This window comes from Streptomyces sp. NPDC001507 (assembly GCF_042894765.1).
Lineage (GTDB): Bacteria > Actinomycetota > Actinomycetes > Streptomycetales > Streptomycetaceae > Streptomyces.
In genome coordinates, this window is the sequence record NZ_JBIAVV010000018.1 from 137,432 (window position 1) to 156,906 (window position 19,475).

General features: G+C 72.4%; 18 protein-coding genes and 2 pseudogenes. 10 read left to right on the forward strand and 10 right to left on the reverse strand.

What is annotated here, in order from left to right; translation table 11 throughout:
• Positions 1 to 32 precede the first annotated feature (32 nt).
• The 4 genes and pseudogenes from ACFY0K_RS43290 to ACFY0K_RS43305 all read left to right on the forward strand — a co-directional run.
• Positions 33 to 260 (forward strand): annotated as a pseudogene (locus ACFY0K_RS43290) (phosphatase PAP2 family protein); the annotation flags it as partial.
• 362 nt (positions 261 to 622) lie between these two features.
• A complete protein-coding gene (locus ACFY0K_RS43295) occupies positions 623 to 1,054 on the forward strand; it encodes a phage holin family protein (protein ID WP_390644548.1) in 432 nt (143 codons plus the stop codon).
• Positions 1,051 to 1,530 (forward strand): DUF3618 domain-containing protein, encoded by a 480-nt coding sequence (locus ACFY0K_RS43300; protein ID WP_390644531.1) that lies wholly within the window; start codon positions 1,051 to 1,053, stop codon positions 1,528 to 1,530. Before ACFY0K_RS43295 ends, ACFY0K_RS43300 begins: the two co-directional genes overlap by 4 nt.
• A 4-nt stretch (positions 1,531 to 1,534) precedes the next feature.
• Positions 1,535 to 1,801, forward strand: coding sequence for a DUF4235 domain-containing protein (locus ACFY0K_RS43305; protein ID WP_351962589.1), 267 nt, complete (start codon positions 1,535 to 1,537; stop codon positions 1,799 to 1,801).
• 307 nt (positions 1,802 to 2,108) lie between these two features.
• Here ACFY0K_RS43305 and ACFY0K_RS43310 read toward each other — a convergent pair whose 3' ends face one another.
• The 8 genes from ACFY0K_RS43310 to ACFY0K_RS43345 all read right to left on the reverse strand — a co-directional run bounded on the left by ACFY0K_RS43310 (position 2,109) and on the right by ACFY0K_RS43345 (position 11,528).
• The gene (locus tag ACFY0K_RS43310) at positions 2,109 to 3,491 is read right to left on the reverse strand and encodes an ATP-binding protein (RefSeq protein ID WP_390644532.1); all 1,383 of its coding nucleotides are present in this window, start codon (positions 3,489 to 3,491) and stop codon (positions 2,109 to 2,111) included.
• Positions 3,488 to 4,165, reverse strand: coding sequence for a response regulator transcription factor (locus ACFY0K_RS43315; protein ID WP_390644533.1), 678 nt, complete (start codon positions 4,163 to 4,165; stop codon positions 3,488 to 3,490). The genes ACFY0K_RS43310 and ACFY0K_RS43315 overlap by 4 nt, the downstream gene beginning before the upstream one ends.
• Positions 4,166 to 4,168: 3 nt before the next feature.
• Positions 4,169 to 6,334, reverse strand: coding sequence for an MMPL family transporter (locus ACFY0K_RS43320; protein ID WP_390644534.1), 2,166 nt, complete (start codon positions 6,332 to 6,334; stop codon positions 4,169 to 4,171).
• A gap of 214 nt (positions 6,335 to 6,548) precedes the next feature.
• A complete protein-coding gene (locus ACFY0K_RS43325) occupies positions 6,549 to 7,298 on the reverse strand; it encodes a hypothetical protein (RefSeq protein WP_390644535.1) in 750 nt (249 codons plus the stop codon).
• A gap of 28 nt (positions 7,299 to 7,326) precedes the next feature.
• The gene (locus tag ACFY0K_RS43330; RefSeq protein ID WP_390644536.1) at positions 7,327 to 7,851 is read right to left on the reverse strand and encodes a DUF302 domain-containing protein; all 525 of its coding nucleotides are present in this window, start codon (positions 7,849 to 7,851) and stop codon (positions 7,327 to 7,329) included.
• A 65-nt stretch (positions 7,852 to 7,916) separates the two neighbouring features.
• On the reverse strand, positions 7,917 to 8,666 hold the full coding sequence (locus tag ACFY0K_RS43335) for an SDR family NAD(P)-dependent oxidoreductase (protein WP_390644537.1): 750 nt from the start codon (positions 8,664 to 8,666) through the stop codon (positions 7,917 to 7,919).
• Between the two features lie 121 nt (positions 8,667 to 8,787).
• Complete coding sequence (locus ACFY0K_RS43340; protein WP_390644549.1) at positions 8,788 to 10,365, reverse strand: SDR family oxidoreductase; 1,578 nt, start codon at positions 10,363 to 10,365, stop codon at positions 8,788 to 8,790.
• Positions 10,366 to 10,529: 164 nt separating this feature from the next.
• Positions 10,530 to 11,528: a LacI family DNA-binding transcriptional regulator gene (locus ACFY0K_RS43345; protein ID WP_390644538.1), complete on the reverse strand. Its 999-nt coding sequence runs from the start codon at positions 11,526 to 11,528 to the stop codon at positions 10,530 to 10,532.
• Positions 11,529 to 11,810: 282 nt separating this feature from the next.
• Here ACFY0K_RS43345 and ACFY0K_RS43350 point away from each other — a divergent pair, with 282 nt between their 5' ends.
• Entirely contained in the window at positions 11,811 to 13,781 is a 1,971-nt protein-coding gene (locus ACFY0K_RS43350; RefSeq protein ID WP_390644539.1) for a hypothetical protein, read from the forward strand.
• Between the two features lie 21 nt (positions 13,782 to 13,802).
• On the opposite strand, the gene ACFY0K_RS43355 is transcribed toward ACFY0K_RS43350, so the two are convergent.
• On the reverse strand, positions 13,803 to 15,791 hold the full coding sequence (locus tag ACFY0K_RS43355) for a BTAD domain-containing putative transcriptional regulator (protein ID WP_390644550.1): 1,989 nt from the start codon (positions 15,789 to 15,791) through the stop codon (positions 13,803 to 13,805).
• Positions 15,792 to 15,854: 63 nt separating this feature from the next.
• Here ACFY0K_RS43355 and ACFY0K_RS43360 point away from each other — a divergent pair, with 63 nt between their 5' ends.
• Positions 15,855 to 16,727 (forward strand): alpha/beta fold hydrolase, encoded by an 873-nt coding sequence (locus ACFY0K_RS43360; protein WP_390644540.1) that lies wholly within the window; start codon positions 15,855 to 15,857, stop codon positions 16,725 to 16,727.
• A 63-nt stretch (positions 16,728 to 16,790) separates the two neighbouring features.
• On the opposite strand, the gene ACFY0K_RS43365 is transcribed toward ACFY0K_RS43360, so the two are convergent.
• Positions 16,791 to 17,228: a DUF6299 family protein gene (locus tag ACFY0K_RS43365; RefSeq protein ID WP_390644541.1), complete on the reverse strand. Its 438-nt coding sequence runs from the start codon at positions 17,226 to 17,228 to the stop codon at positions 16,791 to 16,793.
• 272 nt (positions 17,229 to 17,500) lie between these two features.
• On the opposite strand from ACFY0K_RS43365, the gene ACFY0K_RS43370 reads away from it, so the two are divergent.
• The 4 genes and pseudogenes from ACFY0K_RS43370 to ACFY0K_RS43385 form a co-directional block, all read left to right on the forward strand.
• Complete coding sequence (locus ACFY0K_RS43370; RefSeq protein ID WP_351962822.1) at positions 17,501 to 17,695, forward strand: DUF5999 family protein; 195 nt, start codon at positions 17,501 to 17,503, stop codon at positions 17,693 to 17,695.
• Positions 17,696 to 17,801: 106 nt separating this feature from the next.
• Positions 17,802 to 18,614 (forward strand): PaaX family transcriptional regulator C-terminal domain-containing protein, encoded by an 813-nt coding sequence (locus tag ACFY0K_RS43375; protein ID WP_390644542.1) that lies wholly within the window; start codon positions 17,802 to 17,804, stop codon positions 18,612 to 18,614.
• 203 nt (positions 18,615 to 18,817) lie between these two features.
• Positions 18,818 to 19,369: an adenylyl-sulfate kinase gene (gene cysC / locus ACFY0K_RS43380; RefSeq protein WP_390644543.1), complete on the forward strand. Its 552-nt coding sequence runs from the start codon at positions 18,818 to 18,820 to the stop codon at positions 19,367 to 19,369.
• Positions 19,336 to 19,475, forward strand: a pseudogene (locus tag ACFY0K_RS43385) (sulfate adenylyltransferase small subunit); the annotation flags it as partial. The gene cysC and the pseudogene ACFY0K_RS43385, both read left to right, overlap by 34 nt.

Genomic DNA, 19,475 nt, shown 5'->3' on the forward strand with positions numbered 1-19,475 from the left:
GTGAGCACAGGAGGTCCTGCCGTCGTCGGGCCCCGGGCGGGCACACCGCGGCCGCCACAGCGTTCACCGCGGCCGTCTCGCCCGCGTGGCCTGCGGCGGGCATGGCAGGTGCGGTTCCGGCCGCCATGGTGGCGATCGAGCGCGTGCAGAGCGGTGCGCACTACCCCACTGATGGCGCCGCCGGTGCGCTGATCGGCTTGGCCGCCGCCTGGTTCGTTCGTCGCAGTCCCCGGCCGGCGTCGCGGTGGCGGCTGCCTTAGCCACGCCGGCCGGGCAGCGGCACGGATGGCCGTGATCGTGTGAGGGTCTCGTGGCGATGGTGATCCTGCCGTGACAAGCCTCTTGTCGGGGGCAGGAGTTCCACCAGCACTTCCCCATGGCCTGCGCGGTGCGGTCAGTCGGGCAGTGGCATCGCGTGCTCGCCACCGCCGGCCGCACCGCGCCGGCAGTGCGCGGCACGGTCCTGCCGGAGCCGGCGGGCCGACGAAGCGCTGACGTCGAACGAACCAGCCCGCCCCACATCGGTGTCCTGGACCGGCCCCTTCGGGGTACTCGCGCGTTGACCAGGGGCGCTGCAGCGTCCGTCTCGGCGGAAGAAAACCAGTACAGGGAGTTGATCGTCATGTCGTCCGGTACGCAGCCGCACTACGGCCCAGGCCAGCAGACGTCGGCGGCCGAGCCGGTGGGAGAACTGGTACAGCGCGCCTCGCAGCAGCTGACCGAGCTGGTGCGCGGCGAACTGCGCCTGGCGCGGGCCGAGATGAAGCAGAAGAGCAAGCGCTACGGCAAGGGCGGCGGACTGTTCGGCGGCGCCGGCGTCGTCGGCTTCCTGATGCTGCAGGCACTGGTCGTCACCGTGATCGAAGCGCTGGCGGTGCCGTTGCCGGTGTGGGCGGCGGCGCTGATCGTCACGGCGGTGCTGGGTGTGATCGCCGCGGTGATGGCCATGAGCGGAAAGAAGCAGGTCGACCAGGCTGCCCCGCTCACACCCGAGCAGACGGTCGAGAACGTGAAGGCCGATGTGGCCGAGATCAAGGAGAGTGCGCACCGATGACCCAGCCGCCTCACGACGAGCCGACAGCCGAGAACACCGAGCAGCTGCGCGAGCAGGTCGAACAGACCCGCGAAGAGCTCGGCCAGACGGTACAGGCGCTCGCGGCCAAGACCGACGTCAAGGCCCACGCCCAGGAGAAGGCCGCCGAGGTCAAGACCCAGGCCGCCGCCAAGGCCGGAGAGCTGAAGGACCAGGCTGCCCTCCAGGCCGGTCAGTTGAGGGTCAAGGCGGCCGAGGCCGCGGCTCTGCTGGAGGACAAGCTGCCGGACCCGGTCAAGGACAAGGCAGCCCAGGCTGCCGGGCAGGCTCGCGCCGCAGCGGCTCGCGCCGGTCAGATGTGGCAGGACAAGGCGCCCGAGCCGGTGCGAGCCAAGACCTCCCAAGCGGCCAAGGCGGCCCGGGACAACCGTCTGATGCTGGCGGCCACCGGTGCGGCCGTCGCCATCTGGCTGGTATGCCGCGGCCGGAAGGGTTGAGCCCATGAAAGCGTCCAAGCTCGCCTACAAACCGGTCGGTCTCGCCCTCGGCGCTCTCAGCGGCATGTTTGCCGGTGTCCTCTTCAAACAGGCGTGGAAAATAATCGGGCACGACGGCGACGCCCCCGATGCCACCGATGAAGAGCGTGGCTGGGGAGAGGTGGTGACGGCCGCGGCCCTGCAGGGCGCCATCTTCGCCGGCACGAAGGCGATCGTGGACCGTGCCGGCGCAGCCGCCACACGCAGCCTGACCGGAACCTGGCCCGGCTGATCCGCTGTGCGGAGGCGGGGGCCGGTCCGACCCGGTGCCCGAACGCCCGCACCCGCTGTGCCACCGGTCACCCAGCCACCCAGCCGCCCGTGACACCGGCTCCGGGGACACGAGTGGATCAACCGCGGCCACCACCCGCCCTGCTCATCCGCGGAAGCCGTGGCACAGCCAACTGAGCTGCTCCCCTCCCCCCAGGGCGCGAGACACCACCGGGCCCCCGGATGCACTTTCCGGGGGCCCGCTGACAGTGGTGATCTTCGGCTGTCGGTCCAGTGCGCCACCGGCCGACGTCGTGTCACGCACTTCGTCAGCGCGGCAGGGTCACGACGGCGCGTACTCCGCCGGTGTCGGCCTCGGTGAGCACGATCGTCGCTCCGTGTGCCGTGGCGATCTCCTTGGCGATCGCGAGGCCGAGTCCGGTGGACCCGCTGGTGCGGCCCCGGCTGGCGTCGAGCCTGACGAAGCGGTCGAACACGCGCTCGCGCTCCTCGGCCGGGATTCCGGGGCCGTCGTCGCTGATCTCCACACGCACGCTGCCCGCATCGCCCCCGGAGGCGAGAGACACGCTCGATCCCGCGTGGCGGACGGCGTTGTCCACGAGGTTGCGGAACAGCCTCGCCAGGTCCTCGGGGTTGCCGGTCACGGTGGTGTCCGGTGGGACCGAGACGTCGATCCGCAGGTGCGGGGCCGTGGTCGTGGCGCGGATCTCGGTGAGCAACGCGCCTAGATCGACGGTCTCCTGCCCTGCGGCCAGTTGTCCGACGTCGGCCCTGGCCAGGGTGAGCAGCTGGGAGATCAGCTCTTCGAGCCGTCCCGTCTGCCGGACCGCGCGCGTGGCGATGTCCGGCCACGGCGCGCGGGCGGGATGGGCCAGCCCCACCTCCAGACCGGTACGGATCGCGGTCAGGGGGCTACGGAGCTCGTGGCTGGCGTCGGCGACGAAGCGGCGCTGGCGTGCGGCGGAGTCGTCGAGCCGCGTGAGCATGTGGTTCATGGTGCGGGCCAGGTGGCCGATCTCGTCGTCGGTGCCCGGCTCCGGGACGCGCTGGGACAGGTCCGCGGCGGTGATGGCGGTGACGGTGCGCCGGATCTGCTCCACGGGCCGCAGCGCGCGGCCGACGACCCACCACACGGTGCCGCAGGCCAGCAGGAGCGTGGCCGGCACGCCGATGAGGAGGAGCCGGGCGAAAGTCTCGTCGACCTGGTCGCGTTGGTTGGTCGAGGTCACGGTGACGACGGTGACCGGTCGGCCGCCGACCGTGGTGCGCTCGCCGACGACGGAGACCTCGGCGGGGAGGATGTCGTCGGCTGCCTTCTGCCGGACCGGGGCGGTGGCGCCGGGCGGGAGCGAGAACACCGCGGATCGGCCGTCGAGGTCACGGGTGGCGGCGAGGACGGTACCGTCCGGCGCAAGGACCTGCGCCTGGGCCTGAGCGTCGAGCACCGACGGCGGCAGGAGCCGCGGGAAGACCGGGCCGGTCGCGGACTGCTCGATCTGGACGGCGTAGGTACGCAGTTGGTCGGCGGTGGTCCGCTTGGCCTGGCCGACCTGGAGCAGATACATCACGACCAGCCCGAGCATGACGGCGGCGGTCAGCGCGATTCCCGCCAGGAACGTGACCCGGGTCCGCACGCTGCGGGGGTGAGCCGTTCGAGCCAGGCGGTACCAGCCGCGCGGGTGCTCGGTCATGACTCCTCGCTCCTGATGACGTATCCCTTGCCGCGGACGGTCTCGATGACCGCAGGTGCCTCCAGCGTCTCGATCTTGCGGCGCAACCGGTGCACCACGACCTCGACGACCGCGGGATCGGCGTCGCGGGAGGCGTCCCAACAGTGGTGCAGCAGTTCGGACTTGGAGACGACGGTGCCTTTGTGCCGGAGCAGGTGCTCCAGCACGGCGGCCTCCCGACCGGTCACGTCCAGGGGTGCGCCGTCGCGGGTGACGGTGCGCGCGGCGGGGTCGAGCGCCAGGCCGGCGGCGGTGAGTACCGCCGGCCTGGCACCGAGGGTCCGCCGGGTCAGCGAGCGCAGGTGCGCCAGCAGGACCGGGTAGGAGAACGGCTTGGAGAGGTAGTCGTCCGCGCCGGAGTCCAGTCCCTCGGCGTGGTCGAGGTCGTCCGTCATGGCGGTCAGCATCAGGATCGGCGTCCAGCGCTCTTTCTCGCGCAGCCTCCGGGCTACTTGGTAGCCGTCCAGGCCCGGCAGCATCACGTCCAGGACGATGACGTCGTAGGCGTTCTCCGTCGCCATCCACAGTCCGTCGGTCCCGTTGTCCGCCGTGTCCACGATGTAGCCCTCGGCCGTCAGGCCCCAGACCAGGGCCTGGGCGACGTCCGGCTCGTCCTCGACCACGAGTACCCGCATGGGCTAAGCATCCCCGACGTGCAACGGAACGGACGTCCCGCCCTCGACTACGGCGGCGGGCTCCTTCGCCGGCAGCCGCAGCAACCGCGCGGCCCGGTCCGGCAGCCACCAGTTCCACTCCCCGAGCAGTGAGACCAGCGCGGGCAGCAGCAGCATCCGGACCACGACGGCGTCCAGCAGCACCCCGAACGCCAGGCCCATGGCGATCTCCCGCACGGTGACGTCGTTGGCGGTGGCCAGCGAGGCGAGCGCGAAGAACAGGATGAGCGCGGCCGAGGTCACCAGGCGACCGGTGCGGGACACGCCCTCGATGATGCCCTCCCGGGTGGACCGGGTGCGCTCGTACCCCTCGCGGACCCTGGCCAGGATGAACACCTCGTAGTCCATGGACACCCCGAACAGGAACCCGAAGATCAGCACGGGGGCGAGGGCGTCGATCGCGCCGTAGGTGGACGCGCCCCACAGCGCCTTCATGCCGACGCCGTGCTGGAAGACGATGACCAGCAGCCCGTAGGAGGCCGCCACCGACAGCATGTTGAGCAGCACGGCCTTGGCGGGCAGCAGGATCGACCGCATCCCGCGCGCCAGCAGCAGGAAGGTGACCAGCGCGACCACCGCGAACAGCAGCGGGAACGAGCCGTACGTGGCGCTGGTCTCGTCGATCTTCTGCGCTCCCTCGCCGCCGGCCAGCACACCGGGCGGGACGCTGCGGCGGATGTCGTCCAGCGAGGTGCCGCCGTTCGCGCTGCCGACCTCGTGCCGCGGGATGGCGATGACCATCGCGCCGCTCCCGGCAGGCCGGCCGGGCCACGCCGGGGCGACCGCGCCACGAAGGCTGGAGACGGTGTCCAGAGCCGCCACGACGGTCCCCGCGTCCGCGCCCTTCGGCGCGTACAGCGGCACGGCCGTCAGCGTCCCGGAGGGGAATCCGTCGGCTTCCAGGGTGTGCAGCCCGTCGGTGTACGCGCCCGAGGTGGCCAGTGCGTGGCTGCTCGGCGCGCTGATGTCGATCGTTGCGGCGGTGCCCGTCAGGGCGGCCAGGATGCCCAGGCCCGCGACCGCCGAGGCCACCCGGTGCCTGATCACGAACCTCGACCAGCCGGTCCAGAACCGGCCGGCGGCCTGGCGCCGCGACGCCCGTCGCGGCCGGTCGACGCTCGGGCCCACCTTGGACAGCACGGCCGGCAGCAGCGTCAGCGCGACCCCGGTCGCGGTGGAGGGGATGAACAGGCCGGACACCCCGATGCCGCGGACCATCGAGTTGGGGACGACGATCAGCGCGAACAGGCCGAGCGAGGCCACCATGCCGCTGAACCAGACACTGTGCCCGGCCCGCTTCACGGCCGCCCGCACCGCCTCGTCGTTGCTCCGTCCCGCCGCGCGCTCCTCCCGCCAGCGGGTGACCACCAGCAGCGAGTAGTCGATCGACAGGCCCAGGCCCAGCAGCGCCACGATGTACTGCACCGCCGGGTTGATCGGCGATGACGAGGGCATCAGGTAGGTGAGGCCATAGACGAAGAGTTGCATCGTCAGCACCGAGACCAGGGCCATCAGGAGCGGCAGCAGCGCCAGCAGCGACCCGAACACCCAGGCCAGCACCACCAGGGCGGCAAGCGCTCCGACGATCAGCTCGCCGGTGACGCTGGAGTTGCCGCTGCCGGTGGTGTTGCCCGCCTCCAGGGACCGCAGGCTGGTGCCGTGCACGGTCAGGCCGGGGGCCGCCGACCTGGCAGCGCTGGTGAGGGCGTCAATCTGATCGGTAGCCATGTCGTCGCCCGGCTTCGGCGGGTAGGCGAGCACGATCGTGCTCGTGCCGCCGGTCCCGACCAGCGTCCGGCTGCCGGTCGAGGCGTAGGAGACCACCCGCAGGCTGGGCGCCGCCTTGGCGATCCCCGCATCCACCGCCTTCAGTTCCGTCGCGGCCTGCGGCGAGGTCACGGTCTGACCTGCCGGCAGGTCCAGGATCACGACACCGGGGTCCTGGGTCACCCCGCCGAAGGCCTGGGCTATCGCCACGTTGGCGGTGTAGCCCGGGCCGCTGACATGCGTGCCCGACTGCAACCGGCTCGACAGCGACGGGGCCAGCACCACGCCGGCGACCGTGATCACCAGCCAGCCCAGGCCCACCAGCAGCCGATGGCGGATCACCCACCCGCTCAGCTTCTCCATGTTCCCCTCCCGGTGAACGGCAGCAGCGGCGGCCACTGCCTGTCTCACTCGGCAAGGTAGGGAGAGCTTCCTTACGAGACGCTTTCACCGCCCCCGGTTCGTCCGTTCAACCCCGCGTCAAGGTCGGCAGAAGGGCCGCGTGGGTCAAACTCGGCATCCCCACCGAAGCCGACAACGGCGACTTCGCCAGGAGGGACCCTGCCCGACCTGCCGCTCACCGGGGTGGGGAGGGGTGCGGCGGTGTCTGGTCGAAGTGGACGTCCTTCACGTCGATGGCGACCATCAGGAGGCCTGGCCAGGCGCGGCCGGAGCTGTCGCGGCGGAACGCCCTTCGCACCGAGGGCAGTCGGATGCCGTCGGCCTCGATGAAGTCGTAGACGTACTGCGCGGCGGCGAACCCGCCGGCGACATCGACGTGGTAGTCGTGCCTGCGCAGCAGGTTGTCGGGGCCGAAGTAGAACTGCTGGTGCTCGCTGTGGCTCGGGTTGGACGGCGGAAAGGTCACGTCGAGTCCGCGCCAGACCTGGTCGCGCTCGTGCCACGGCGCGATCTCCGCCACCTCGAACCCCGGCAGGGTGAACAGGAACGGGGTGGTGAAGTACGTCCACATCGCGTACCCGTTGAAGTAGGCACGGTCCAGCGCGTCCCACGGAGTTTCGAGGACGTGCCCGGCGAACGACTCGCGCGGGTCGTCGCGCTCGGCCACCGTCTTCCCGTCGGTCGTCACGATCCTCAGGTGGTCCGGCGTGAACTCGGATCTGCGGTCCGCGGCGCCGAACGGGAAGAGCGAGGTGCGCTCCTCGTGCAGCCACACCGTCTGCCGCCTCGGCGCGGGATCCTGCGGAGTGCCTTTGATCATGAACAGGTCCCCGCCGCTGACGACCGTCGCCGTCAGCTTCGTGAACCGGTTCCACCGGTCGAGGCCGCCGTGCGCTTCGAGGACGTCCTCGAGAAGGCTGGGCATCGGTCGGTTCACTGCCCCGCTCCCCCTGTCAGTCGGTGAGTTCCGCCGGAACCGGCAGGCCGAGGTGGTCGAGGAGGGTGGCGAGCTTGCGGTCCAGTTCGCGGCCCACCTGCGTGATCTCGTCGAGTCCGAAGCTGCCGAACTGGTCGCTCGGCCGGTCGACGGAGAAGCGGGCGGGCCCGTCCGGCTCGGCCCAGATGACCGTGTGCAGCGGGGCGTAGAGCAGGATCGAGGGCTCGTACCGGTACATCCGCTCGGCGATCGTGTGATTGCCCATCAGATAGCTGGTGCACATCGCGCCGTCGCCGGCGAGCGGGAAAAGCTGGTCGGCCTGGTTCCGGAAGTAGACCAGGAAATCGAAGGGCGCGCTGGCGCTGATCAGTTCGAGCATGTCGGACCAGGGCGCCCGGCGCCGGACGAGTTCGTCCACCCGGTCCGTCGGGACGGGCGGGACGGCCCGCTCGTAGCGGGCCCGCAGTGCTCCCGGGTCCTCGCCTGATTCGATGGTGAACCGGGTGGTGCCGTAGCGCACCGTCCGCGTCTGCTGCGTCATGGGCGGATCCTCCTCGCGGGACGCACACCGTCGTGAGCGGGGCACCCCGCCCGGCTTCCCTGGGTTCAGACCTGGACAAGGCCGCCGTCGACGAAGAGTTCGGCTCCCGTCGTGAAGGAACTCTGGTCGGAGGCGAGGAACACAGCCGTGGCGGCGACCTCCTCGGGGCGTCCTATCCGGCCGAGGGGAATGTCGCCGGCGAGCCGGTCCGCCAGCTGCGGTTCGTCCTTCGCCGGGCTGTCCAGGCCGCGGATGCCCGGGGTGTCTATCGGTCCCGGGCTCAGGGCGTTGACCCGGATACCGCGCCCCGCGAGTTCGGCGGCCCAGGTGCGGGCCAGATTGCGGATGGCCGCCTTGGTGGCGCTGTAGACCGTCATGGCCTGGACGCCCATCGACGCGTTGGTGGACGAGAGCAGGATGACCGAGGCCCCGTCGGAGAGCAGTGGGAGTGCTTTCTGGACCGTGAAGATCGTCCCCTTGACGTTGATGTCGAAGGTCGAACGGTACTGCTCCTCGGTGATCTCCCCGAGCCGTGCCAGCTCGGCGCCGCCGGCGTTGGCGACGACGACGTCCAGACGTCCGCTGCCGCCCTGGATGATCGCGAAGAGGTCGTCCAGGGCGGACAGTTGCGAGACATCGCTCTGTATGCCGATGGCCCGTCCCCCGAGGGTTTCCACAGCCGCGTCAAGTTCGGCCTTGCGCCGGCCCGTGACGTACACGGTGGCGCCCTCCTCGACGAACCGGCGGGCTATCGCCAGACCGATCCCGGTCGAGCCGCCGGTCACCAGGCTGATCTTGCCGTCCAGCTGTCCCATGATGTCCACATCTCCACGGGCCGCCCGTTCTGGATGCATTCGTACCCATCAGTAAAAAACCTTGGGAGGGGCGCTGCAACCGGATGGGTGACCGGCTGGGACAGGAGACCGGACACCGGGGTCACGTGAGCGGGGGCGGCCGGGGCGGTACGGCCGGCGGTGGCTCGGCGGCCGCGCGGGGAGGGCGGCGGCGGGCGCCCCGCTGCTGCCCGCGTTCGGCGGCCCGGACGATGTTGCGGGCCATGCCGCCGAAGACGACCGCGTGGAAGGGCGAGACGCTCCACCAGTAGAGCTGGCCGAGCAGTCCGTGCGGGTGGAACAGGGCCCGCTGCCGGTAGCGCGCGCCGTCGGCGCCCTCGTCGTCGACGTACATCTCCAGCCAGGCCAGGCCGGGCAGCCGCATCTCGGCGCGCAGCCGCAGCAGCCGGCCGCGTTCGATCTCCTCCACCCGCCAGAAGTCCAGCGAGTCACCGACCCGCAGCCGCCGCGCGTCCCGTCGTCCGCGGCGCAGGCCCACCCCGCCGGCGAGGCGGTCGAGCCAGCCGCGTACCGCCCAGGCCAGCGGGAAGGAGTACCAGCCGTTCTCGCCGCCGATGCCCTCGACCACCTCCCACAGCACGCCGGGGGCCACCTCGGCGTGGCGTTCGCGCACGTCGGTGTAGAGGCTGCCGCCCGCCCACTGCGGGTCGGTGGGCAGCGGGTCGCTGGGAGCGCCCGGCACGGCGGCGGAGGACCAGCGGGTGACGACCTGGGCGTCCCGCACGCGCTGCAGCGCGAGGGCGACGGCCCGGTCGAAACCGACCGGGTGGCCTGGGGGGTTCGGCACGTACCGCCCGATGTCCTCCTCCCGGCACACCACCTCGTAGCGCAGCGACTCCGTCAGCGGGCGGGCGATGGCGGCCGGTACGGGGGTCACCAGGCCGACCCACTGGCTGGACAGGCCGGGTGTGAGCACCGGCACGGGCACGATGAGCCGCCGGGGCAGCCCGGCGACGGCGGCGTACCGGTGCATCATCTCCAGGTAGGTGAGCACCTCGGGGCCGCCGATGTCGAAGGTGCGGCTGACGTCGGGCGGCAGGCCGGCGCACCCCACCAGGACGCGCAGCACGTCCCGTACGGCGATGGGCTGGATGCGGGTGTGCACCCAGCGCGGGGTGACCATCACCGGCAGCCGCTCGGTCAGGTAGCGCAGCATCTCGAAGCTGGCCGAGCCGGACCCGATGATGACAGCGGCCCGCAGTACGGCCGTCGGCACACCCGAGTCGAGGAGGATACGGCCCACTTCGGCGCGCGAGCGCAGATGCGGCGACAGCTCCTGCTCGGGCACGCCTGCCGGGGTCAGGCCGCCCAGGTAGATCAGACGGCCGACACCGGCCCGGCGGGCCTGCTCGCCGAAGACACGGGCCGCCTCCCGGTCGGTGCGCTCGAAGTCGCGGCCGGCGCCGAGCGCGTGCACCAGGTAGTAGGCGACGTCGACGCCCGCCAGCGCCGCCGCCACCGAATCCGCGTCGGTGACGTCGCCCTGTACGACCTCCACCCGCCCGGCCCACGGCTGGTCGCGCAGCTTCCGGGGCGTGCGCGCCAGGCAGCGCACCCGGTACCCGGCGTCCAGCAGCTCCGGCACCAGCCGTCCGCCGATGTAGCCGCTGGCCCCGGTCACCAGACAGGTCTGCGGAGCCGTGGCAGCGGTTCCGTTCACTTTCTTCGTCGTCCCGGCCGTCTCGTCCGCCACGCGAACCGCCTCAGTCGTCGTCCGTGCGCCCTTGCCGCCTCTACACCTCTACGGTGCCGCCGGCCCGTGCGGATGCACCGGGCGACTGCGCCGTCCGGGTGACGCTGGGCTCTCGCGGGTGGCGCCGGGGTTCACCGGGCTCTCGGCGGTGCGGTGCTGGCGCGGATGACGAGTTCGGGGTCGAAGAGGAGTTCGCCGACGGGTACGTCGCGGTGGGCGAGGAGGGCCAGGACGCTGCGGGCGGCCTCGGCGGCGAGACGGTCGGCGGGCTGGCGGACGGTGGTGAGCGGCGGATCGACGAAGTCCATGATCATCGAACCGTCGTAGCCGACGACCGACACGTCACCGGGCACCTCCCAGCCCTGCCGGCGCGCCCCGCGGATCGCCCCCAGAGCCATGTAGTCACTGGCCGCCACGATCGCCGTGGCACCACGCGCCAGCAACGCGACGGCAGCCGACTGACCGCCCTCGACCGTGTAGGACTGCCGCACCACCCACTGCCCCGCCTCCTCGATCCCCCGCCGGCCCAGCGCGTCGACGAACCCCCTGACCCGCCGGTCGGCCGGCCGGTTGCCGACCGGCCCCGACGCCATCCCGATCCGCCGGTGCCCCAGCCGGAACAGATGATCCACCGCCAGCTCGGCGGCCAGCAGGTCGTCCGTGGAGAACACCGGAGCCTCACCACCACCCTCGAACTGACCGTTCACCCCCACGAACGGGATCCGCCGCGAGCGCAGCAGCTCGTACGCCTGCGGATCCGCACCCTCGATCGTGTTGCTCGCCGACAGGAACACCACCGCCGCCACCCCCCGCTCCGCCAGCGACGTCAGATAGTCCAGCTCCTGCACCCCGCCCGCGAAACACGGACACACCACCGTCTTCAGCCCGTGCGGCGCCAGCGTCGACTCGATCCGCTCACACACATCCGCGAAGAACGGATTGGACACCAGCTCCGTGACGACCGCCACCAGCTGCCCCTGCGTCTGCCGCTCGTACCCCAGGTCGGCCATCGCCTGCTCGACCGCCTCCCGCGTCCTGCGGGACACCCCCTGACGCCGGTTGATCACCCGGCTCACCGTCGCCTCACTCACCCCCGCCCGGCCCGCGACCTCGGTGATACCGACCTTCATACGGTTCCCTCCGTGCCCCCGCCGTGCCCCGCCGTGCGGCCGTCGTGCGTCCTTCGCAGGCGTCGATGATACGCGGGCCCGCGGGTGCCGCTCTTCCCGGCCACTTCCCACTTGCAGGATCTCAATGAAAGTTTTCTATTCAATCCGGCAAGCTGGAGTGCGATACAGACAGGTCTCTTGCAACTTCGCCATGCATGACCATTGAACGGCTTCCTCCGGCCCTGTTAGCTTTCCGCCACGAGTCGGCCGCCCCGCCCGCCGTAGCTGAAGACCGGAGACCCGATGAAGCCCTCACGGCTCATGCTGCTCACCGCCGTTGCCCTGCTCACGCCGCTCCTCCCCGCCACGTCCGCCACGGCGGCACCGCGCGCGACCACCGACCCCCGTCCCCAACTCGCGCTGCCCGACCCCGGGTTCGAGAACGGCGGCACGGGCTGGACCTTCGGCCCGGGCACCGGGGTCGGGGCCGGCAACGTGCACAGCGGCAGCCGCTTCCTCTACCTGGACGCCGGCACCGGCAGGTCCGCGCGGCTGGACCTGGTCGCGCCGCGGGACGGCAGCTACGACTTCTCCGCGTGGGTGGCGAGCGCCGGCACCGGCGGCACGTACACGGTCCGGCGCAACGGCGAGACCGTCGGCACGGTGGAGCTGCCGCAGCGCGCCACCTACGCCCGGTACACGGTCAGCCGTGTCGAGCTGAAGGCCGGTGACCGGCTGGAGATCGCCTTCGGCTCCGGCAGCAGCTGGGTCAACGCCGACGACCTGATGATCTCGCCCGCCGCTCCGGCCGACCCCCGGGTCACCTCGTCCGACCCCGAGGTCGTCGAGATGTTCGACTGGGCGAAGCGGAAGGCCAACAGCTGGGTGCAACTGCCCGGCACCGTCGGCCCGGTCAACGCGGACGAGTACCACACCAGCGGCACCGGGACCGCGACGTACGGGCCCACCTACTGGGCCGGATACGCCAACCGCAGCGCGTACTACTCACGCGACATGGCCCACCAGCTCGACGGCGCCCATCTCCTCGGCCTGGACACCGAGAACGAGACGATGCTCCGCTCGTACGCGGCCTCGGCCACCGCCGAGCACAAGTACTTCCCGGTGTGGTCGCTCAACTTCGACGCCAAGACGTACCTGAGCATCGACTACAAGAACCCGGACGACTTCGTGCGCGAGGTCCCGGCCGTCTTCGAGCTCGTGGAGAAGGCGGCACAGGCCTACCTCTGGACCGGCGACCGCAGGTACGTGGACGACCCCGTGCTCTGGAACTTCTACCGGCACGCCACCGAGCAGTTCATCGACCTCCACAACAGCGCCAAGGACAACGGCAGCGTCAAGGTCGCCGAGGGCACGGGCCAGGGCATCTTCGCCGGTGCCGCCAGCTACGACGAGCAGGACGGCGACGACCTCGCCGAGGCCGGGGACACCATCGCCTCGGAGTACCAGGCGTACCTGGCGATGGCCGTGCTCGCGCGCGGCAAGGGCGACACGAAGCTGGCGAAGACGTACGACCGGCGGGCCGCCGACCTGAAGGCGTACTTCAACGACGAGTGGAGCGGGACCGGAAGCGGCGCCGGCATGGTCCGGGCCTACACCGTCTCCGGCACCCCGGTCACCGGCTGGGGCAAGGAGAACAGCGTGTTCATGCCGATGAAGCAGATCATCGACCCCGGCCCGCGCAACGACGCCTACCTCGACTACATCCAGGCGCAGGAACTCGGCCCCGAGGGCTCGTCCAACATCGAGTCGACGACGTACCTGCCCGACATGTTCTTCCGGAACAACCGCGCCGACACCGCCTGGTGGTGGATGAAGAAGATCTACGGCGAGCGGGACGTCCAGCACGTCAACTCCGGCCAGGGCCCCGACGGCGACTACCCGGAGGTGTCGTTCACCCTGGTCAGCCAGACCGTCGAGGGCCTGATGGGCATCGCCCCCGACGCGGCCGCGCACCGGGTGACCACCCAGTCGCGGCTGCCGTCCGGGATGAAGTGGCTCCAGGTGGCGGACGTACCCGTCGGCACGGGCACGGTCACCGTCCGGCACGACGGCACCACGAAGACCACGCTCACGAACAACTCCCGTCACGGCGCCTACCGCTGGGAGGCCCGTTTCCCCGGCGCCCACAAGAGGATCACGGTCGACGGCGTCCCGCAGCGGGCGCGCACCAAGACGGTGAACGGCGTGACGTACACGTACGCGACGCCGACGGTACGCGCCGGGGCGACCGCGGTGGTGCAGGTGTCGGGCTGAACGGATACGGCCCCGCGTCCCTCACGGGGTGACGACGGCTTCCCCGATGGTCCGCAGCCAGTCGTCGACCGGTCCTGCCGTCAGCAAGCCGCTGCCCGCGCCCGCCAGTTGACCGGCGGCCGGGCGGAGCGCGGTCAGGCAGCGGTGCAGGGTGGGGCGGTCGCCGAGTTCCAGGGCGACGGCCGCCATGACGCACCACAGTGCCTCCTGCACGAGGTCGGCAGGAGGTGCGGGCAGCTCGCGAAGCGCATCGCGGGCTGCCCTCTCGTCGTCGGCGGCGAGGGCGAGCGCGGGGCGGATCCAGCAGAGGTACGGCCCCCAGTCGGCGCCCGGGTCGACGGCGTCCCTGATGCCGTACGACCGTTCTGCCAGCCGGGCGCAGAGCAGCGCGAGGGGCAGCAGGCCGTCGCGCACCCCGGGCATGCCGGGGCCGTAGAGGAGCCGGCCGACCTCACGGTAGGCGGCCTCGGCGGCACCGGTCCCTCCGCCGCCGTGCGCGGTCCCGCCCGTCGCCGCCAGGCGCAGCGCGCGGTATCCCTGCGTGAACACCCTCACCAGCGGTAGTTCATGACGGTCCGCCAGCCGGTCGGCCGCCGTCGCGTGCGCGTCGGCCGTGGCGAAGTCGGCGAGGGCGGCGCGGGCCTGCGTCCGGATCAGGTGACCGAGTACCTCGTAGGTGGCCAGGCCGTGGCGGGCTGCGAGGGCGACCAGTTCGGTGCCGACGGTGTCGCGGCGCGGGGCGAGGCCGGTCCGGGTGCAGGACTGCATGAAGACGCCGTTGAGGGCGAAGGCGAGCAGGGCCGGGTCGTCCAGGCGGCGGGCGAGACGCTCGGCCTCGGCGGCGGCCGCCACGGCACGGCCGGACCTGGTGCCGCGGGTCTCCAGGGCGACGGTGGCGAGCAGCCGGCAGCGGGCCGCGTCCTGGGCCGGGGTGGCGGGGAGGCGGACGAGCGCCCGTTCCGCGGCCCGGACGATGCGGACGGCGCCCGGCTCGTCGTCGGATCGGGGCCAGATCGCGGGGACGTCGTAGGCGCCGATGACCCGGGCGGTGAGTTCCGGGTCACCGGTCTCCTCGGCCGCGGTGATCGCCGCGAGCCGGTGTTCGCGGGCGGCGGCCAGCCCGCCGGAGCCGGTCACCGCGAGGGTGCGCAGCAGTCCGACGGTCGATTCGAGCCGGGCCCGGGCACCGGCGGCGACGTTGCGGTCGTACGCCTCGGCCGCCTGGGACCAGACCCGGGCCGCCGCGGTCTGCGGTTCGGCGTCCAGGCCGGGGTCCTGGGCGAGGATGCCGGCCTCCAGGCGGCGCAGCGCCCGGCCCGGGTCGAGGCCCAGCCGGCCGGCGAGGGTCGCGCGGGCCCGGCGCAGCACCGCGAGGGCGTCGCCCTGGCGGCCGGTGCGGTAGAGGGCCAGCGCCAGCAGCCGCCAGGCCTCCTCGCGCCACGGGTGCCCGCTGAGGTGGGCGTCCAGGTCGGGCACCGCCTCGGCCGCCCGGTCCGCCGCCAGCAGCGCTCCGGCCCGCTGCTCCACGGCCCGCAGCCGCAGCTCGGTCAGCCGCGCCCGCTCGCCCCCGCACCACTGCTCGTCCGCGAACTCGGCGTAGGCGGGCCCCCGCCACAGGTCCAGCGCCTCCCGCAGCCGGTGCGCGGCCCGCGCGGGCTCCTCCTGCGCGGCGGCCGCCACGGCCTGCTCGAAGAGCCAGGCGTCGACCTTCTCCGCGCGCAGGGCGTAGCCGGGGCCGTCGGTGACCAGCAGCCGGGCCGGGGTGCGGGGCGGCCGGTCGGGTTCGAGCGCCCGTCGCAGGTCGCCCACGAAGGTGCGGATCGCGCCGACGGCGGCGGGCGGCGGCTCCTCCCAGAGGTCGGCGACCAGCCGGGCGACGGGCACCACGCGCCCGCGGGCGACGAGCAGCCGGGCCAGCACGGCGCGGTGCCGGGGGCCCTTCAGGGCGAGCGGGAGGCCGGCGCGCTCGGCCGTCACGGGTCCGAGCACCCCGAAGGCGACCTGGTCGATCCTCACCCGCCCACCGTACGTGCTGCTGATCGGCTGCTGATCCGAGCACGGGAGCCTCGGCGCATGAACATTCCCGGATTTCAGCGGCACCGCGTCCCGGTCGCCGACGGCGTCGCCCTGCACACGGCCGTCGGCGGCACCGGCAGCCCGGTCGTCCTGCTGCACGGTTTCCCCCAGACCCACCTTATGTGGCGGCACGTGGCCGCCGGCCTCGCGGCGGAGCACACCGTGATCTGTCCCGACCTGCGCGGCTACGGCGCCAGCGACAAGCCGGCCGACGCGGACGGGACGTCGTACGCGAAGCGGACCATGGCCGGCGACGTCGTCGCGCTCGCGCGGGCTCTCGGCCACGAGCGGTTCGCGCTGGCCGGGCACGACCGGGGTGCGCTGGTCGCCTTCCGGGCCGGTCTCGACCATCCGGACGCGGTCACGCACCTGGCGCTGCTGGACGTGCTGCCGACCCTGGACATGTGGGAGGTGCTGCACGGCGCCACGGCCGCGGTCGCCTTCCACCTGTACCTGATGGCGCAACCGCCCGGTCTGCCGGAGGAGCTGATCGGCGCGGCGCCGGACCTGTTCTTCGGCCACTTCCTCGACCTGTGGACGCGCGAGCCCGGGGCGGTCCCGGCCGACGTCCGCGCCGCCTATCTCGCGGCCTGCCGGGCGGCGGTGCCCTCGATCGTGGCCGACTACCGGGCCTCGGCGGGCGTCGACACCGAGCACGACCGGGCCGACCGGGCCGCCGGGAACGTGCTGCGCATGCCGGTCACCGTCCTCCAGCAGGACTGGGGCGCCGCCCTCGGCTACGACGCGGCCGCGCTCTGGCGGGCCTGGGCGCCGGATCTGGAGCACCGCATGGTGGACTGCGGGCACTTCATGGCGGAGGAGGCGCCGGACGAGGTGGGCGCGGCGCTGCGCAAACTGCTGAGCCGCTGACGGATGCGGTCCGGCGTCCGGCGGCCCGGTACCCGGCGGCGCCGGACCGCCCGGAGACGCGACTCAGGCCTTGGTGAGGGTGATGTCCTGACGGCCGGCGGCGTGGAAGAACGGCAGCGGCAGGCCGCCCGTGTTGCGCAGTTCCAGGATCGTGGCCTCGACGTTGGCCGCGCCGGGCTTCAGCTTCTCCGAGGCGACCTCGCCGGTGTTCTCCCAGTGGTGCTCCGCGCCGTCGCAGACGGCCTGGGTGCCGCCGATGCCGTGCCGGAAGGTGGGGGAGTCCTGGCTGAGCGAGGCGCTGACGAACACAGGGCCGGTGGCATCGGTACAGGTGTAGGTCCCGGACAGGGTGACGGTGCCGTCGGCGGCGAGCCGGCCGGTGGGGTCGACGGTGACGGACTCGGCGGGGGCGGCGGCCGGAGCGGCGGTCGCGGGAGCGACGGCGGCGCACACCAGGGCGGCGGAACCGAGGACCGCGGCGAGGGCGGGGCGTAGGGGCATGGTTTCCTTCCCGGATCATGAGGGGGCATGCCCTGGATACCGGGCGGCCGGGCCGGGGAGCGTGACCGTCACCCCTTCGGTGGCGCGTCCCGCCGCACCGGGAAAACCGCGGGGCGTGTCCCGGAGCCGCGGCGGCCGTCGTGGGGGCGTCCGGGAGTTGTCCGCGTGTTGTCACAGGTCGCGGCAGGTGGTTCCCCGGCGTTCACGGCGGGAGCATGGTCTGGTCATGCCGGTCGGCGACCGTGCCGGAGGCAGACCCGTGGAGGTGCGCCATGTGTTCCCACCAGTCCCCGAGCGCGACGGCCGGCCGCGGCCCGGCGCACATCGTCGCCGCCCACCCCGAGCAGGGCTGGACCCTGCTGTGCGACGGCGCGATCGTCTTCGACGACACCGGCGAGCTGCACGCCGACGGCAGCGTGGTCCCGCCGCACCGCGGCCCGGCCGAGCGCCTCGCCGTCGCCGCCTGACCCGGCCCCCGCCGGCCTGCACGGGGCGTCCGGGACGGGTCCCGGAATCCTGACTCTCATTCAGCCGTGCACCGAAGGTGACCAGCAGCGATGCCGGGGACCTAAAATGATCAACGTGCCCGAGCAACACGCCCCGAGGTCCCTCATCGTCACGCTCTACGGCGCGTACGGCCGCTTCCTGCCCGGCCCGGTGCCCGTCGCCGAGCTGATCCGGCTGCTGGCCGCCGTGGGCGTGGACGCCCCCTCCGTACGTTCGTCGGTGTCCCGGCTGAAACGCCGCGGCCTGCTGGCACCGGCCAGGACCACGCAGGGCGCCGCCGGGTACGAGCTCTCCGCGCAGGCCCGGCAGCTGCTCGACGACGGCGACCGCCGGGTGTACGCCGCCGCACCGCCGCAGGACGAGGGCTGGGTGCTCGCGGTGTTCTCGGTGCCCGAGTCGGAGCGGCAGAAACGGCACGTGCTCCGCTCCCGGCTGGCCGGACTCGGCTTCGGCACCGCCGCGCCGGGCGTGTGGATCGCCCCCGCCCGGCTCTTCGAGGAGACCAGGCACACCCTGTGCAGGCTCGGTCTCGACCCGTACGTGGACTTCTTCCGCGGTGACCACCTCGGCTTCCAGCCCACCACCGAGGCCGTCGCCCGCTGGTGGGACCTGACGGCGATCGCCAAGGCCCACGAGCAGTTCCTCGACGCGCACGAGCCGGTGCTGCGCGACTGGGAGCACCGCGCCGACACCCCGCCCGAGGACGCCTACCGCGACTATCTCCGCGCCCTCGACACCTGGCGCCACCTGCCGTACACCGACCCCGGACTGCCGACGAACCTGCTGCCCGCCGACTGGCCGGGCACCCGCTCGGCGGCCGTCTTCCGCGCCCTGCACGAACGGCTGCGGGACGCCGGGGGCGTCTTCGCGGGCCTGTGAACGCCCCCCGCGACACCGGTGCCCGCCTCGGTGAACGGGCCGCCTTCTGTGAAATGTTCATTGCAGGAGGCTGTGACCTCTTGCGTACCAGGAGTCACTCAGTCAAACCTCAGCATCCTTGACCACTCCTCTCAGACTTCTTACCTACTCTTCGACGGGTCGTTCGCGAGTCGCCGAGAAGGTAAGGAAGAGGTCTGTTGCGCATGACCACCACGCCAAGGGCTCAAGGAGCCACGGTCTGGCTGACGGGACTGCCGAGCGCGGGCAAGACGACGATCGCCCGGCTCCTCGGCGACCGGCTCAAGGCCGAGGGACATCGCGTGGAGGTCCTCGACGGCGACGAGATCCGCCGCTTCCTCTCGGCCGGCCTCGGCTTCTCCCGGGCGGACCGCAACACCAACGTGCAGCGCATCGGCCTGGTCTCCGAGGTCCTCGCGCGCAACGGCGTGCTCTCCGTCGTCCCGGTCATCGCCCCCTACGCCGACAGCCGCGAGGCGGTCCGCAACCGGCACGAGAAGAGCGGGACGCCGTACCTGGAGGTACACGTGGCGACCCCCGTCGAGGTGTGCAGCGAGCGGGACGTGAAGGGCCTGTACGCGAGGCAGGCCGCGGGTCGGCTGACCGGGCTGACCGGTGTCGACGACCCGTACGAGCCGCCCGTCGACCCGGCGCTCGCGCTGCGCACCCAGGATCAGACCCCGCAGGAGTCGGCGGACGCGGTGCACGCGCTGCTGGTGGAGCGAGGGCTGGCATGAGCACCTTCACGCTGTCCCATCTGGACGCGCTGGAGTCCGAGGCGGTCCACATCTTCCGCGAGGTCGCGGGCGAGTTCGAACGGCCGGTGATCCTCTTCTCCGGCGG

What these genes read in the sequence shown, in the direction of transcription:
- ACFY0K_RS43295 (WP_390644548.1), top strand. Translation starts at nt 623, where the DNA reads ATGTCGTCCGGTACGCAGCCGCACTACGGCCCAGGCCAGCAGACGTCG.
- ACFY0K_RS43300 (WP_390644531.1), top strand. Translation starts at nt 1,051, where the DNA reads ATGACCCAGCCGCCTCACGACGAGCCGACAGCCGAGAACACCGAGCAG.
- ACFY0K_RS43305 (WP_351962589.1), top strand. Translation starts at nt 1,535, where the DNA reads ATGAAAGCGTCCAAGCTCGCCTACAAACCGGTCGGTCTCGCCCTCGGC.
- ACFY0K_RS43310 (WP_390644532.1), bottom strand. Translation starts at nt 3,491, where the DNA reads ATGACCGAGCACCCGCGCGGCTGGTACCGCCTGGCTCGAACGGCTCAC.
- ACFY0K_RS43315 (WP_390644533.1), bottom strand. Translation starts at nt 4,165, where the DNA reads ATGCGGGTACTCGTGGTCGAGGACGAGCCGGACGTCGCCCAGGCCCTG.
- ACFY0K_RS43320 (WP_390644534.1), bottom strand. Translation starts at nt 6,334, where the DNA reads ATGGAGAAGCTGAGCGGGTGGGTGATCCGCCATCGGCTGCTGGTGGGC.
- ACFY0K_RS43325 (WP_390644535.1), bottom strand. Translation starts at nt 7,298, where the DNA reads ATGCCCAGCCTTCTCGAGGACGTCCTCGAAGCGCACGGCGGCCTCGAC.
- ACFY0K_RS43330 (WP_390644536.1), bottom strand. Translation starts at nt 7,851, where the DNA reads ATGACGCAGCAGACGCGGACGGTGCGCTACGGCACCACCCGGTTCACC.
- ACFY0K_RS43335 (WP_390644537.1), bottom strand. Translation starts at nt 8,666, where the DNA reads ATGGGACAGCTGGACGGCAAGATCAGCCTGGTGACCGGCGGCTCGACC.
- ACFY0K_RS43345 (WP_390644538.1), bottom strand. Translation starts at nt 11,528, where the DNA reads ATGAAGGTCGGTATCACCGAGGTCGCGGGCCGGGCGGGGGTGAGTGAG.
- ACFY0K_RS43350 (WP_390644539.1), top strand. Translation starts at nt 11,811, where the DNA reads ATGAAGCCCTCACGGCTCATGCTGCTCACCGCCGTTGCCCTGCTCACG.
- ACFY0K_RS43360 (WP_390644540.1), top strand. Translation starts at nt 15,855, where the DNA reads ATGAACATTCCCGGATTTCAGCGGCACCGCGTCCCGGTCGCCGACGGC.
- ACFY0K_RS43365 (WP_390644541.1), bottom strand. Translation starts at nt 17,228, where the DNA reads ATGCCCCTACGCCCCGCCCTCGCCGCGGTCCTCGGTTCCGCCGCCCTG.
- ACFY0K_RS43370 (WP_351962822.1), top strand. Translation starts at nt 17,501, where the DNA reads ATGTGTTCCCACCAGTCCCCGAGCGCGACGGCCGGCCGCGGCCCGGCG.
- ACFY0K_RS43375 (WP_390644542.1), top strand. Translation starts at nt 17,802, where the DNA reads ATGATCAACGTGCCCGAGCAACACGCCCCGAGGTCCCTCATCGTCACG.
- cysC (WP_390644543.1), top strand. Translation starts at nt 18,818, where the DNA reads ATGACCACCACGCCAAGGGCTCAAGGAGCCACGGTCTGGCTGACGGGA.